A 13,539-nucleotide genomic window follows, 5' to 3' on the forward strand; every position below is an offset into this window, starting at 1 on the left:
CTAGAAATGCGCCTTGGGTTCGTCCGGCTTGCCCGCGGCGATCCCAAGCAGCCCCGCGACGCCGGCGAAGGCAATCGGGAACATGGTGAACACGCCGAAGCCGAAGGCATAGTACATCCCCGCCGCGGAAATCAGCAGAAGCATTCCCGCCACCAGCGCACGCGCATGCGCCATGGCGCCCCCGGCAATCGCCAGCATCGGCGCCAGGATCGAAGCCGCCTTGATCAGTTCCGGGTTCTCGACCTGCTCGGCCAGACCTTCGATCTCGCCATAGCGGTCCACCAGTTCGACGAACCCGTATCCGAAAAACCCGACGATCATTCCGACCAGCCCGGCGATGACCCCCAGGATCATGGCTGCGTTTCGCATGCTGTCTTCCTTGCTGTTGCGTCGTGACAGATAGGTAACCGTTCAGACAATGCCAAGGCTGGCTTGGGTCTGCGGGGTCCAGCCCAGATACATCTCGGCCCCGTTTTCGATCAGCGGCCGCTTCATCAGCGTGGGGTGATCCGCCAGCAGGTCCAGAGCCGGACGCGCGCGTTCGGCCGCGTCCAATCCGCGCCAGGTCGTCGAACGGGTGTTGAGCAAGGTGTCGCCGAAACGCGCGAATGCCCGTGCCAGCACTTCGGCCGGCACCCCCTGCGCACGAACATCCACAAACTCGGCATCCGGTAGCGATTTCAATGCCTTGCGGCAAGTGTCACAGGTCTTGAGACCATAAAGGCGCATGGCCGGTCCTCTTTGGTTTTTGATCCGATTTCGGGCAAAACGAACCGCCTGGCCCAGTATTCCTTGATTTTTTACCGCACCGTGCAATGTTGAAAAAGGCGAAACACATAATTTACGCCGTCTCGTTCACTCGGAACTGCGTCGATTGGTGGTCGCTTTGACTATGCCCTGTCATTTCGCGGGGTGACGCGCAAGGAGAAGGAGACACGGAATTATGCCTACCGGCACCGTGAAGTGGTTCAATACGACCAAAGGCTACGGTTTTATTGCCCCCGATGAGGGTGGCAAGGATGTGTTTGTTCATATCTCGGCCGTAGAACGATCCGGCCTGACCGGACTCGCCGACAATCAGAAAGTCTCGTACGAGTTGCAGGACGGACGCGACGGCCGCCAGATGGCGGGCGATTTGAAGGCCATGTGATCCGGCCCGCCCGCCCGGGCGGCGCCCCAAACAAGGTCAACGGCCAATTGACGGGCCGTTGACCGCCCTTCTCTTGCCCCATGCCCCGCGCCGGTATTCGACCGGTTCGGGTGATTGGGGCAGCGCGCCCTGACGTTGCCCAGTTGGGCAGCGGCGACTAGGTGTGGCCGATCACCGATTCGAATTCGCGCCACTCGCGCGCGGTCATGCCCGAGGTTTCCTGCGTCACTGCCTCACCCTTCAGCATGCGCCGCAGTGCTTCGACCATCTGCGCCGACAGGTTGACCGCGCCCAGGCGGTAATCTTCGAACGCCTTGTAGGCGAACGGAACCCAATCGGCCACGATTTTGCACATGGCTTCGGCATAGACCCGAATTTCGTATTGCGCATGCGGATCGGCCCGCAACCGCAGGAAATGGAACAGGTTGTGCAGATCCACCTTCCAGTACCACTGCGTGTAGATGTTGGCCGGCAGGTTCATCCGCGCCAGTTCGCGCGCCAGCCCCTGCTGCCCGTCCTGGCTGATCATCGCTTCGTAGTTGTCGTAGCAGCGGGCGCTGTCGGCCTTGAGAATGTCCAGCACGCGGGCAGCTTCTTCACCCTGCAACGCTTCGCCACGGCCCTGGTTGTTGACCGCCGACTGCGCCGCCAGTTGATCCGGAGCGGGAATGTAGAATTCCCGATCCAGGATCGAATAGCGGGCCGAGTATTCGTTCACGTTGGCCGTGCGGTGCCGGATCCACTGCCGCGCCACGAAGACCGGCAGTTTCACATGCAGCTTGACCTCGCACATCTCGAAAGGGGTCGAGTGCCAGTGCCGCATCAGATAGCGGATCAACCCCTCGTCATTCTGCACCGACTTGGTGCCCTTGCCGTACGACACCCGTGCCGCCTGGCAGATCGCCGCATCGTCACCCATATAGTCGATGACCCGCACGAAACCATGATCCAGAACCGGGTGCGCGGTGTACAGATGCTCTTCCATGCCTGGGGCCACGACACGACGGGTCGGCTGCGTCTGGGCGCGTTGTTCTTCGATCTCGGCCAGTTGTTCGGCAGACAGCGGCATGAAACTTCCCTCTCCAGCGTTGAGTCGTTCACCACTATATATCGGCAACTCTGGCATCGGAACCGCGATATGTGTGGCGCAGTGCGTATTTCCGTGCGGCGATGGCGCCTGCCCCTCGACACCCAGCAACAGCGCGCTAAGCTGCTGACGCAGATCATCTTGAAAAAGGAAAACACGATGGGGCTGAAATACCTCCACACCATGGTTCGGGTGAAGGATCTGGAAAAATCCATGGCCTTCTACAAGCTGCTGGGGCTGCAGGAAACCCGCCGTTATGACAACGAAGAGGGGCGGTTTTCGTTGATTTTCATGGCGCCTCCGGGGCAGGAGGACGCGCCGATCGAACTGACCTACAACTGGGATGGCGATGATGGGCTGCCCAGCGACAGCCGCCATTTCGGGCACATCGCCTATGGCGTCGACAATATTTATGAAACCTGCCAGCACCTCGCCGACAACGGCGTCGTCATCAACCGCCCGCCGCGCGACGGGCGCATGGCCTTTGTGCGCTCGCCGGACAACATCTCGATCGAACTGCTGCAGAACGGTGAGCCGCTGCCCCCGGCCGAGCCCTGGGTCAGCATGGAAAACACCGGTCACTGGTGATCCGCTGGCTGGCAGCCCTGGGGGTGGCCGCCTTGGCCGACCCCGTTCAGGCCGAGCAATGCCGCCTGGCCCTGCTGCTTGCACTCGACATCTCGGTATCGGTGGATGCGACCGAGGACACGCTGCAGCGTCAGGGCCTGGCCGCCGCTCTGGTCGCGCCCGAGGTCGAACGGGCGTTCTTTTCGTCGCCCATGCCCGTGGCCCTGGCCGCCTATGAATGGAGCGGGAGAAACACGCAGAATGTCATACTGCCTTGGCAAATGATCGAAACCCGGGCCGATCTGGTCGATGTGGCCCGGCGCATCGGTCAATCCACCCGCTCCGATGCCGGCTCCGCCACGGCCATGGGCCACGCGCTGGGCTACGGAGCAACCTTGATGCGGCAGGCCCCGCCCTGCCTGTTCCAAACAATCGATCTTTCGGGGGACGGATCGAACAATGACGGTTACGGGCCGCAGATCGCCTATCGCCATTTCCCCTTTGAAAACATCACCGTGAACGGGCTTGTCATCAACGCGGCGGATTTCGAAGGCGAGCTGTTCCTGATTCCGTTTTTTGAAAACAACGTCCTGCACGGCCCCGGCGCCTTTCTGGAAATCGCCCAGGGATTCGAGGATTTCGAACGCGCCATGCGCCGCAAACTGGAGCGCGAGTTGACCAGCCTGCAAATCGGCGGGTTGGAGCGGGTTGGCCGATGATCGTCCGAGCGCTGGCGTTTTTGACGTGCCTGGCCGCGACCCCGCTTGCCGCCCAGTGCCGACAGGCACTGGCGCTGGGGCTGGATGTCTCGGGTTCGGTCGACAGCCGTGAGTACCGATTGCAACTGGACGGATTGGCGGCGGCCTTGCTGCGGCCCGAGGTCCAAGACCTCATCCTGTCGGACCCGGGCAGCCCGGTCCGGCTTGCCGTCTTCGAATGGAGCGAAAGCAGCTTTCAACGCGTGCTCATCGACTGGACCGCATTGCGCAGCGATTCCGACCTGCAGGCCATTGCCGGACGCCTGAGGTCCACCCGTCGCTCGTCGGCGCCACAGGGCACCGCGGTGGGGGCTGCGATGCAGTTCGGCGCCGGGCTTCTGGCGGGGCAACCGGATTGCTGGAAGCGCACGCTTGATCTGTCAGGGGACGGCAAGCACAATGTCGGCCCCCATCCGCGCGCGGCCAAATCAGCGCTGCGCGGCGCGGGCATCACGATCAATGGTCTGGTGATCGGCGCCGACGATCCCGGCAACGGCGACGCGCGCTTTGTCCAGATCGGAGAGCTGTCGGCCTATTACAACGCCTGGGTCATCCTGGGCCCCGGTGCCTTCGTTGAAACGGCGCTGGGATTCGAGGCCTACGAGGACGCCATGGCCCGCAAGCTGACCCGCGAACTTGACGCGCTGGTGTTGTCGCAAGCCCTGCCCGCCACCGATCAGTAGATATAGCGGATCTGATCCGTCCAGTACCGCTCGACCCGGCGCAGCGCGCTTGTGATGTCTTCGATCCCGTCCTCGCCCAGGACGCCTTTGCTCTGCAGCCCGTCTGCATGGCGTGCAAACAGGTCGGCCACGATGTCGCGAATCTCGCGCCCGCGTTCGGTCAGCCGGACCCGCACCGATCGCCGGTCGATCTCGCAGCGCTGATGGTGCATGTACCCCATCTCGACCAGTTTCTTGAGGTTGTAGCTGACATTGCTGCCCTGGTAATAGCCGCGGCTTTTCAGTTCGCCCGCCGTCACCTCGTGATCGCCGATGTTGAACAGCAGCAAGGCCTGTACGGCGTTGATCTCCAGCACGCCGACCCGCTCGAACTCGTCCTTGATGACATCCAGCAGCAGCCGATGCAGGCGTTCGACCAGGGCCAGCGCCTCCAGGTAGCTGGACATGAACCCCTTGCTTCCCGGCGCGGAGACCTGCATTTCCAAACTCATCCGATCCTCCGATTCAGTCGCGCTGTTCACGAAACATTGGCGCGAATTTCCGAAGAATCCGTTAAGTCCGGATTTTCCTCATTTTTGAAAGGTTTGCGCGATGTCCGAGATCAAATCCTCAAACGGCGCGGGCGGCGCCACCTGTCCGGTGACCCACTGATAGAGATCCTGATCGTTCTCATGCAGCAGCGCGTCATACCGGTCCAGCCCAGCATCGTCCATCGCATCCAGATTGCGCTCGGCATAGGCCTGCAGAATGATGTCCATTTCTTTGATGCCACGCCGCATCGACCGCATCTTCATCCGTTTGATCCGGGTTTCGCGCGTTTCCGTCATGCGCCTTTCTCCAGCTTCAGCCGCAAAGCCTTTTCCACCCGCGCCAGGCGTTCCGAACTGGCGCGCATCTCGCCCCGGATCGCCCGCAGTTCGGCGACCAACGGAGCCAGCTCGGCATCAGCCCCTCCAGCCAGATCCGGAGCGTCGGTCCCCTCGCCCTCGCCGGTCAGCAGCCACATGATCGACACGTTCAGCATGCCCGCCATCATCGACAGCTTGTTGGCCCGCGGCTCGGACATGTCGTTTTCCCACCCGACAACGGTGGCCTTCTTTACGCCCAGCCGTCGCGCCAGTTGGGCCTGGGTCATGCCGGCGGCCTCACGGGCGCCGGCCAGACGATCTCCGAACGTCGCGGCCTCGGGTCCGAACCAGTCGGTTTCGTCGCTCATCAAACTCTCCAGTTCTGCAAATGCATATCGCTTGATCGTGTTTCGGCCGCACCCTATGACAGTCGGGACCAACATACAAACGGGGCCGTCCATGAGCTTTCTGTCTGCGACACTGTCGCGCGTCAAACCTTCGCCCACCATCGCCATGACGGCCAAGGCCGCCGAGTTGCGGGCCGCCGGGCGCGACGTCATCGGCCTGAGCGCGGGCGAGCCCGATTTCGACACCCCGCAGAACATCAAGGACGCCGCCGTCGCCGCCATCGCCGCGGGCAAGACCAAATACACCGCCCCCGACGGCATCCCCGAGCTGAAACAGGCGATCTGCGCCAAGTTCACGCGCGACAACGGGCTGGATTATGCACCCGCGCAGGTCTCGGTCGGCACGGGCGGCAAGCAGACGCTCTACAACGCGCTGATGGCCACGCTGAACCCCGGCGACGAGGTCATCATCCCCGCCCCCTACTGGGTCAGCTACCCCGACATGGTGCTTCTGGCGGGCGGAACTCCGGTGCCGGTGGAAACTTCGCTGGAGAACCGTTTCAAGCTGACCGCCGAACAGCTCGAGGCCGCGATCACGCCCAAGACCAAGTGGTTCATCTTCAACTCGCCCTCGAACCCCACCGGCGCAGGCTATTCGTGGGACGAACTCAAGGCCCTAACCGACGTGCTGATGCGCCACCCCCATGTCTGGGTCATGTCGGACGACATGTATGAACACCTAGCCTATGACGGGTTTCAATTCTGCACACCCGCGCAGGTCGAACCGGGGCTTTACGAACGCACGCTCACCTGCAACGGGGTCTCCAAGGCCTATGCCATGACCGGCTGGCGCATCGGCTATGCCGCCGGCCCCGTCGAGTTGATCGCGGCGATGCGCAAGATTCAGTCGCAATCCACGTCGAACCCCTGCTCGATCAGCCAGTGGGCCGCGGTCGAGGCACTGAACGGCACGCAGGAGTTTCTTGCGCCCAACAACGAGATGTTCAAACGCCGCCGCGATCTGGTGGTGGACATGCTGAACCAGATCGACGGGCTCACCTGCCCCACCCCCGAGGGTGCGTTCTACGTCTACCCCTCGATCGCCGGGCTGATCGGCAAGACCACGCCCGCCGGGACGGTCATCGACAGCGACGAGGCCTTCGCCACGGTCCTGCTGGAAGAGGCCGACGTGGCCGTGGTGTTCGGCGCGGCCTTCGGCCTGTCCCCGAATTTCCGAGTCAGCTACGCCACCTCGGACGCGGCCCTGACCGAGGCCTGCACCCGCATCCAGCGATTCTGCGCATCCCTGAAATAACCCCGAGGCCCCCATGTCCGCGACCCTGCCCGAATACTATTTCCGCGTGCGCGAGAACGGCGCCGCAGTCTATCGGATAGACACGGAAAACCGCCAGCGCCGGATCGAGATGGATCAGATCGCGGTCGTCAACATCCGCAATGGCGAGATCAAGCCGCACGGCCAGCGCACTCTGACCGAGGCCGACAGGGCCGAGATCGCGCGCTGGATGGCCGAACGCAAGGCCCTGCTGGCGCAGCGTGACATCGACGACATCCACCGCACCATCGACCATCTGAACCTGACCGCGCAATGGGCCCAGTCCAAAGCGACCGACGACCAGTTGGAGCAGATTACCGACCGGCTGCTGCTGGCGATGCATGACCTGCGCACGGTGCTGGTGCGCAAGAAGGCCGATCGCCTGCCCAAGGGCTGAGCTGCTATTCGGCCGGCACGCCCACCGCCTTGACCGAGCGCGTCCAGAACCGGGTCATCAGCAGAACGGCGGCCGAGGCCAGCCCCAGCACCAGCCCAAGCCAGACTCCGATACCGTCCATCCCTCGGATGAAGCCGAAATAGTACGAGGCCGGGATCCCCACGACCCAATAGCTGAGCCCGGCCATCACCATCGGCACCTTGGCGTCCTGCAACCCGCGCAGCAGGCCCAGAGCGATCACCTGTGCCCCGTCCACCAGTTGGAACAGCGCGGCCATCGCCAACAGCCCGGCCCCGATCGCCAGAATCTGCGGGCGCTGCGGGTCGTCCGATTCGACGAATACCGAGATCAGCGGCTCGGCGCAGGTCAGGAACAGGATGATCGTCACCACCGACACCACCAAGGACATGCCCGTGACCGCGATGGCGCCTTTTTCCAGATGCGCGCGGTCCTTGCGGCCCAGTGCGTTGCCCGCCCGGATCGTCGCCGCGTTGGACAGGCCCAGATGCACCATGAAGGTGGCCGAGGCCAGGTTCAGCGCGATCCCATGCGCCGCCAGAGGCACCTGCCCGATCCAGCCCATCATGAAGGCCGAGGTCGCAAACAGCGACACCTCGGCCAGAAGGGTCAGGCCAATCGGTACGCCAAGCTTCAGAACGCTGAAGAACATCTCCCAATCCGGGCGCCAGAACCGCTGGAACAGGCTGTGTTCCGGCAGGACCTTCACCGCGTAGAAGATGACCGCCACCAGGGACACGGTCTGCGTCACCACCGACGCGATCGCCGCCCCCATCACGCCCAGTTCAGGCGCACCCCAGTGGCCGAAGATCAGCGCATAGTTGGTCAGCCCGTTGACCACCGCCGCCGCGACGGTGATCCAAAGCACGATCTGCGTGCGCTCCAACGCGGCCAAATAGGATTTCAACACCATCACCACCAGCGCCGGAAACAGACCCCAGCCCGCGACCCGCAGATACTCGGACGCGGTCTGCGCCACTTGCGGATCTTGGTCGGTGGCGATCAGAATCGGGTAGGACCACCACAGCAGCGGCATCACCAGCATGCCATACAGCAGCGACAGCCACAGACCCATGCGGGTGCTGCGGCGAATGCTGGTTTCATCCTCCTCGGCCGCCGAGGTGGCAACCATCGGCATCACCGCCAGGCCGAATCCACCCCCGAACAGGAACAACACGAAATAGAAACTGCCGGCCAGCGTCACCGCGGCCAGCGCCTCGACATCGTACCGGCCCAACATGATCGTGTCGGTCAGGCCGATGGCAAACTGGGCCAGATGCCCCCCGATCAAGGGCAGCCCCAGCACCGCTATCGCCCAGATGTGGGCGGGATAAGTCATGACCTTGCTCATCCCGCCAGCCTTATGCCCGGCCCCGACAAGGGGCAAGGGGTCATCTGGGGAATCTCAACCCGAGACTCGGCTCAGGCCATCCGGGCAGCCGGGTGCAAGGCAGCCCCCAGGATGTGGTCTGATCGGTGGACCACATGATGCGCCTGGCCCACGATCAGAGGATCGGGCTGGCCCACGATTTCATGATCCTTGTCCGGATAATCCAGCGTCGACAGGAAATGCCGCATGCAGTTCAGCCGGGCGCGTTTCTTGTCGTTCGACTTGACGATGGTCCAGGGCGCGTCGGCGGTGTCGGTATAGAAGAACATCGCCTCTTTCGCTTCGGTGTAGTCATCCCATTTGTCCAAGCTGGCCTTGTCGATGGGCGACAGTTTCCACTGCTTCAGCGGGTCGGTCTCGCGGCTCTTGAAGCGGCGCAGCTGCTCATCCCGCGTGACCGAGAACCAGTATTTGTAAAGTTGGATCCCCGATCGCACCAGCATCCGCTCCAACTCGGGCGTCTGACGCATGAACTCCAGGTATTCGTTGGGGGTGCAGAACCCCATCACCCGCTCGACCCCGGCCCGGTTGTACCAGGACCGGTCATAGAACACCATTTCGCCGACGGTAGGCAATTCCTTGATATAGCGCTGATAATACCACTGACCCTTCTCTTCCCAAGTGGGCTTGTTCAGCGCCACAACGCGGGCCTGACGTGGGTTCAGATGCTCCATGAACCGCTTGATCGTGCCACCCTTGCCGGCGGCGTCGCGACCCTCGAACAAAAGAACGAACTTCTGCCCGGTCTCCTGCGCCCACAGCTGGACCTTCAGCAACTCGGCCTGCAGCTGGGCCTTCTGCTTTTCATAGACCGAGCGGGACAGCTTGGTGCGATAGGGGTATTCGCCGCTTTCGAAAGCCTGCCGGATCTTTTCGCGGGTCGGCGCCTCGGCATCCGCCTTGGGCGCGGCCTCGGCGGCGTCGGGCGTTGCGTTCGAATTCTTCTGGGTCACTGCATCCATGCGTTTTCTCCGGTTTTTGCTGTTCGCCGAAACGCCTAGCAAATTTGCACCTTTTCCGCGTTGATCGGTATAAAATTGACTTCGCTCTCGGCTCCGAAAATGCTGGGCCAATCAGCATGACCCAGGAATTGCGCATGAATACCGAATTTCTCGACCTGAACGGCAAGCCGTTCTTCATCCGCCGCTGGGGCAATGCAGACCGTCCACCGCTGCTGATGCTGCACGGCTTCCCGGAATACGGCGACGCCTGGTCCGATCTGGCCCCGCACCTGTCGGACCATTTCCACTGCATCGCCCCCGACCAGCGTGGCTATGGCCGAAGCTGGGCGCCCGAAGGCACCCAGAACTACGTCCTGTCCCAGCTCGTCTCGGACATGGCCGCCCTGATCGAACAGGTCGGCGCGCCCGTCACCGTTCTGGGCCATGACTGGGGTGCCTCGGTGGCCTACGGCCTGGCCATGTTCCGCCCCGAACTGGTCAGTCGCCTGATCATCGCCAACGGCGTCCACCCCTACCCGTTCCAGCGCGAGATGGCCAAGGGCGGCGCCCAATCCCAGGCCTCGCAATACATCAACCAACTCCGCGCGCCCAACTCGGCCGACTGGCTGGCGGCCGACAATTTCGCCAAGCTCGAACAGTTCTTCCGGCACGGCATGGGCACCGACTGGCTGACGCCCGACCAGATACAGGCCTATCGCACCGAATGGGCTCGCCCCGGCCGCCTCGACGCCATGCTGAACTGGTACCGCGCCTCGCCCCTGCAGGTCGCCGACCCCGGCAAGCCGCTGGCCGACCCGCCGCAACTGCCCACCGAGCGACTGCGCGTGACCTGCCCGCACCTGCTGATCTGGGGCCCCGAGGACAAGGCCCTGCTGCCGGAAACCACCCAAGAGCTCGAGGACTTCGTCCCCGACCTCACCCGCGTGACCATCCCCGGCGCCGACCACTGGCTGCACCACCAACACCCCCAAAAGGTCGCGCAAGCCATCCTCGACTGGGCCAGCAACACCTGACCCACCCTTCATCTGGCCCCAAATATCCCGGGGAGCGCGAGGGGCAGCGCCCCTCGCTCGCACCCCCGACGTTACCCACAACACCTCGCGCCCCTCTTCCCCCGCCCCACATCACCTGCCATAATGGGCCAAACCCAAAAACAAGAGCAGCCCCCATGCCCGACGACCTGTTGACGCCCGAATCCTCCCACACCTACGACGCCTCCTCGATCGAGGTCCTCGAAGGTCTGGAGCCCGTCCGCAAACGGCCGGGCATGTATATAGGCGGCACCGACGAACGCGCGCTGCACCACATGGTGGCCGAGATCCTCGACAACTCGATGGACGAGGCCGTCGCCGGCCACGCCAACCGTATCGAGGTGGAACTGCACGAGGATTACGCGGTCACCATCCGCGACAACGGCCGCGGCATCCCGATCGACCCGCACCCGAAATTCCCCGACAAATCCGCGCTCGAGGTGATCCTGTGCACCCTGCACGCGGGCGGCAAGTTCTCGGGCAAGGCCTACCAGACCTCGGGCGGCCTGCACGGCGTGGGCGCCTCGGTGGTCAACGCGCTGTCGGATTCGATGGTCGTGCAGGTGGCCCGCAACAAGGAACTCTACGAACAGCGATTCTCGCGCGGCATCCCGCTGGGCCCGGTCGAAAAGGTCGGCGCCGCCCCCAACCGGCGCGGCACCACCGTCACCTTCCACGCCGACGACCAGATCTTCGGCCACCACCGCTTCAAGCCCGCGCGCCTGTTCAAGTCGATCCGCTCCAAGGCCTACCTGTTCTCGGGCGTCGAGATTCGCTGGAAATCGGCCATCGACGACGGCGAAACGCCCACCGAGGCCAGCTTCCACTTCCCCGGCGGCCTGTCGGACTACCTCAAGGAGACGATGAACGGCTCCTCGACCTATGCCGACCAGCCCTTCGCCGGAACCGTCGATTTCAACGAGAAATTCGGCACCCCGGGCAAGGTGGAATGGGCGATCAACTGGACGCCCTCGCGCGACGGCTTCATCCAGTCCTACTGCAACACCGTCCCCACGCCCGAGGGCGGCACCCATGTCGCAGGCTTCTGGGCCGCGATCCTCAAGGGCATCAAGGCTTACGGCGAGCTGATCAACAACAAGAAGGCCGCCCAGATCACCCGCGAAGACCTGATCACCGGGGGCTGCGCGCTGGTCTCGTGCTTCATCCGTGAACCCGAATTCGTCGGCCAGACCAAGGACCGCCTCGCCACGGTCGAGGCGCAGCGGCTGGTGGAAAACTCGGTCCGCGACCATTTCGACAACTGGCTGGCCGCCGACACCAAATCGGCCGGCGCGATCCTCGATTTCCTGATCCTGCGGGCCGAGGAACGCCTGCGCCGCCGACAGGAAAAGGAAACCGCCCGCAAATCGGCCACCAAGAAACTGCGCCTGCCCGGCAAGCTGGTCGATTGCTCGGCCACCAACCGCGAGGGCACCGAGCTTTTCATCGTCGAGGGCGACTCGGCCGGCGGCTCGGCCAAGATGGCCCGCGACCGCAAGACCCAGGCCCTGCTGCCCCTGCGCGGCAAGATCCTGAACGTGCTGGGCGCGGCCTCGTCGAAACTCGGCTCGAACGCCGAGATCAACGACCTGACGCAGGCGCTGGGCGTGGGGCTGGGCAGCAAGTTCAACCTGGACGATCTGCGCTATGACAAGGTCATCATCATGACCGACGCCGACGTGGACGGCGCGCATATCGCCTCGCTGTTGATGACCTTCTTCTTCACCCAGATGCGCCCGATGATCGACGCGGGCCACCTGTACCTGGCCTGCCCGCCGCTTTACCGCCTGACCCAGGGCGCCAAGCGCGTCTATTGCCTGGACGAGGCCGAACGCGACATGTGGCTGGAGAAAGGTCTGGGCGGCAAGGGCAAGATCGACGTCAGCCGCTTCAAGGGTCTGGGCGAGATGGACGCCAAGGACCTGAAGGAAACCACGATGGACCCCAAGTCACGCAAACTAATCCGCGTCACCATCGACGAGGACGAACCCGGCGAGACCGGCGACCTGGTCCAGCGCCTGATGGGCAAGAAACCCGAATTGCGGTTCCAGTACATCCAAGAGAACGCGCGGTTCGTGGAGGAGTTGGATGTTTGACTATTCGAGCTTGTCCGGCTCTCTGTAAGTTAGCCAATTAGGAAGCCCAGCCAATAGGCGCTCAGCATCCTCGAACAAGCCTTCGCGCGCCATATTTTGCGCGCGTTCTCGGCGACGCTTTCTTTCTTTTTGTCCAAGAAAGAGGGCCTCCAGAAGCACGACTTCGTCGGAACCGTAACTGGATATTGGATGGGTAATTATCTCGACATCCATTAGTTCCACCCCAACCCAATGAATGACGGAAGCAACGGCATCGATGGCGTAATCCATTTTTTCCACAGATGCATCTAGCACGGCCTGCTGGCCTCGTCTAACTGCCTCGTCGGAATGGGCCAACCGCTTGTTTCTCCAACTACGCGCAAATTCACTGGCATCTACGGCTGTGTTCACGATGCCGACCAAACCCTCAACTCCCTCCAAGCCGAGACGCTCCTCAGCTAGGCTCGGAAAACGCTGAATTGTAATGTTTTTTTGCTTTCCGCGGATTGATGCCGGCGGGTCAGTGAGTCTGCAAACAGACATCACCGCAGTTTCAAAGAGTGTTCTTTCTAACAACCACGCGGTTGTGCCCGATACACTATTGAGCAAGTCAACTCTCTCAGAGTTTGTGGCAAACAAGGCTTTATAAACCCGCCAGTGAAGTCGAAGGGTAAACAGGTCGTTTTGGACGTCTGCGAAGAGGCGACCGAACTCATCCCCGAGTTTTTCGATTTTCTCCGCAAGCGCTGCTTCAGATGGGTTCGTTGTCAATTTACCTCTCCTGAAATTAGTGCTGTTAGAGGTGGTTCGGTTCGTTTGAACAGTTTCGAGCCGTTTTGTAGGTGGATTTCCCGCTCGGTTATGCCGCGACCGGGATTGGTCGCGACGGGTTG

Annotated in this window: 17 protein-coding genes; 8 read left to right on the forward strand and 9 right to left on the reverse strand. The window is 62.7% G+C overall.

The window, feature by feature from the left end:
* Entirely contained in the window at nucleotides 1–369 is a 369-nt protein-coding gene (locus F3H26_RS11055) for a hypothetical protein (RefSeq protein ID WP_149776108.1), read from the reverse strand.
* A gap of 42 nt (nucleotides 370–411) precedes the next feature.
* A complete protein-coding gene (locus F3H26_RS11060; protein WP_149776109.1) occupies nucleotides 412–729 on the reverse strand; it encodes an ArsC/Spx/MgsR family protein in 318 nt (105 codons plus the stop codon).
* Between the two features lie 214 nt (nucleotides 730–943).
* On the opposite strand from F3H26_RS11060, the gene F3H26_RS11065 reads away from it, so the two are divergent.
* Nucleotides 944–1,150: a cold-shock protein gene (locus F3H26_RS11065; protein WP_149776110.1), complete on the forward strand. Its 207-nt coding sequence runs from the start codon at nucleotides 944–946 to the stop codon at nucleotides 1,148–1,150.
* Between the two features lie 157 nt (nucleotides 1,151–1,307).
* On the opposite strand, the gene thyX is transcribed toward F3H26_RS11065, so the two are convergent.
* Entirely contained in the window at nucleotides 1,308–2,219 is a 912-nt protein-coding gene (gene thyX, locus F3H26_RS11070) for an FAD-dependent thymidylate synthase (protein ID WP_149776111.1), read from the reverse strand.
* Nucleotides 2,220–2,396: 177 nt separating this feature from the next.
* Here thyX and F3H26_RS11075 point away from each other — a divergent pair, with 177 nt between their 5' ends.
* The 3 genes from F3H26_RS11075 to F3H26_RS11085 are packed head-to-tail and all read left to right on the forward strand — an operon-like array spanning nucleotide 2,397 to nucleotide 4,245.
* On the forward strand, nucleotides 2,397–2,825 hold the full coding sequence (locus F3H26_RS11075) for a VOC family protein (protein WP_149776131.1): 429 nt from the start codon (nucleotides 2,397–2,399) through the stop codon (nucleotides 2,823–2,825).
* Nucleotides 2,822–3,523, forward strand: a complete 702-nt coding sequence (locus tag F3H26_RS11080; RefSeq protein WP_149776112.1) for a DUF1194 domain-containing protein — start codon at nucleotides 2,822–2,824, stop codon at nucleotides 3,521–3,523. Before F3H26_RS11075 ends, F3H26_RS11080 begins: the two co-directional genes overlap by 4 nt.
* Nucleotides 3,520–4,245, forward strand: coding sequence for a DUF1194 domain-containing protein (locus tag F3H26_RS11085; RefSeq protein WP_149776113.1), 726 nt, complete (start codon nucleotides 3,520–3,522; stop codon nucleotides 4,243–4,245). Before F3H26_RS11080 ends, F3H26_RS11085 begins: the two co-directional genes overlap by 4 nt.
* On the opposite strand, the gene F3H26_RS11090 is transcribed toward F3H26_RS11085, so the two are convergent.
* The 3 genes from F3H26_RS11090 to F3H26_RS11100 form a co-directional block, all read right to left on the reverse strand.
* Nucleotides 4,239–4,736 carry a MarR family winged helix-turn-helix transcriptional regulator gene (locus F3H26_RS11090; protein WP_149776114.1) on the reverse strand — a complete coding sequence of 166 codons (498 nt, stop codon included), beginning with the start codon at nucleotides 4,734–4,736 and terminating at the stop codon, nucleotides 4,239–4,241. The genes F3H26_RS11085 and F3H26_RS11090 overlap by 7 nt on opposite strands.
* A 78-nt stretch (nucleotides 4,737–4,814) precedes the next feature.
* On the reverse strand, nucleotides 4,815–5,072 hold the full coding sequence (locus tag F3H26_RS11095) for a succinate dehydrogenase assembly factor 2 (RefSeq protein WP_149776115.1): 258 nt from the start codon (nucleotides 5,070–5,072) through the stop codon (nucleotides 4,815–4,817).
* A complete protein-coding gene (locus F3H26_RS11100) occupies nucleotides 5,069–5,461 on the reverse strand; it encodes a helix-turn-helix domain-containing protein (protein ID WP_188127747.1) in 393 nt (130 codons plus the stop codon). Before F3H26_RS11100 ends, F3H26_RS11095 begins: the two co-directional genes overlap by 4 nt.
* A 91-nt stretch (nucleotides 5,462–5,552) precedes the next feature.
* Between F3H26_RS11100 and F3H26_RS11105 the strand changes: the two genes are divergently transcribed.
* Both F3H26_RS11105 and F3H26_RS11110 read left to right on the forward strand, forming a co-directional pair.
* The gene (locus tag F3H26_RS11105) at nucleotides 5,553–6,755 is read left to right on the forward strand and encodes a pyridoxal phosphate-dependent aminotransferase (protein WP_149776117.1); all 1,203 of its coding nucleotides are present in this window, start codon (nucleotides 5,553–5,555) and stop codon (nucleotides 6,753–6,755) included.
* A 13-nt stretch (nucleotides 6,756–6,768) separates the two neighbouring features.
* Nucleotides 6,769–7,170, forward strand: a complete 402-nt coding sequence (locus tag F3H26_RS11110) for a hypothetical protein (RefSeq protein WP_149776118.1) — start codon at nucleotides 6,769–6,771, stop codon at nucleotides 7,168–7,170.
* Between the two features lie 4 nt (nucleotides 7,171–7,174).
* Here F3H26_RS11110 and F3H26_RS11115 read toward each other — a convergent pair whose 3' ends face one another.
* Together F3H26_RS11115 and ppk2 are read right to left on the reverse strand one after the other, a co-directional pair.
* Nucleotides 7,175–8,527 carry an MATE family efflux transporter gene (locus tag F3H26_RS11115; protein WP_188127748.1) on the reverse strand — a complete coding sequence of 451 codons (1,353 nt, stop codon included), beginning with the start codon at nucleotides 8,525–8,527 and terminating at the stop codon, nucleotides 7,175–7,177.
* An 83-nt stretch (nucleotides 8,528–8,610) separates the two neighbouring features.
* Nucleotides 8,611–9,540, reverse strand: coding sequence for a polyphosphate kinase 2 (gene ppk2, locus F3H26_RS11120; protein ID WP_149776120.1), 930 nt, complete (start codon nucleotides 9,538–9,540; stop codon nucleotides 8,611–8,613).
* 134 nt (nucleotides 9,541–9,674) lie between these two features.
* Here ppk2 and F3H26_RS11125 point away from each other — a divergent pair, with 134 nt between their 5' ends.
* Both F3H26_RS11125 and parE read left to right on the forward strand, forming a co-directional pair.
* Nucleotides 9,675–10,553 (forward strand): alpha/beta fold hydrolase, encoded by an 879-nt coding sequence (locus F3H26_RS11125; protein ID WP_149776121.1) that lies wholly within the window; start codon nucleotides 9,675–9,677, stop codon nucleotides 10,551–10,553.
* 155 nt (nucleotides 10,554–10,708) lie between these two features.
* The gene (gene parE / locus F3H26_RS11130; protein WP_149776122.1) at nucleotides 10,709–12,667 is read left to right on the forward strand and encodes a DNA topoisomerase IV subunit B; all 1,959 of its coding nucleotides are present in this window, start codon (nucleotides 10,709–10,711) and stop codon (nucleotides 12,665–12,667) included.
* On the opposite strand, the gene F3H26_RS11135 is transcribed toward parE, so the two are convergent.
* A complete protein-coding gene (locus F3H26_RS11135) occupies nucleotides 12,668–13,417 on the reverse strand; it encodes an AbiU2 domain-containing protein (protein ID WP_149776123.1) in 750 nt (249 codons plus the stop codon).
* Between the last annotated feature and the right edge of the window lie 122 nt (nucleotides 13,418–13,539).

The sequence above is a fragment of the Ruegeria intermedia genome (assembly GCF_900129345.1).
In the GTDB taxonomy this organism is placed as follows: Bacteria; Pseudomonadota; Alphaproteobacteria; order Rhodobacterales; family Rhodobacteraceae; genus Ruegeria; species Ruegeria intermedia.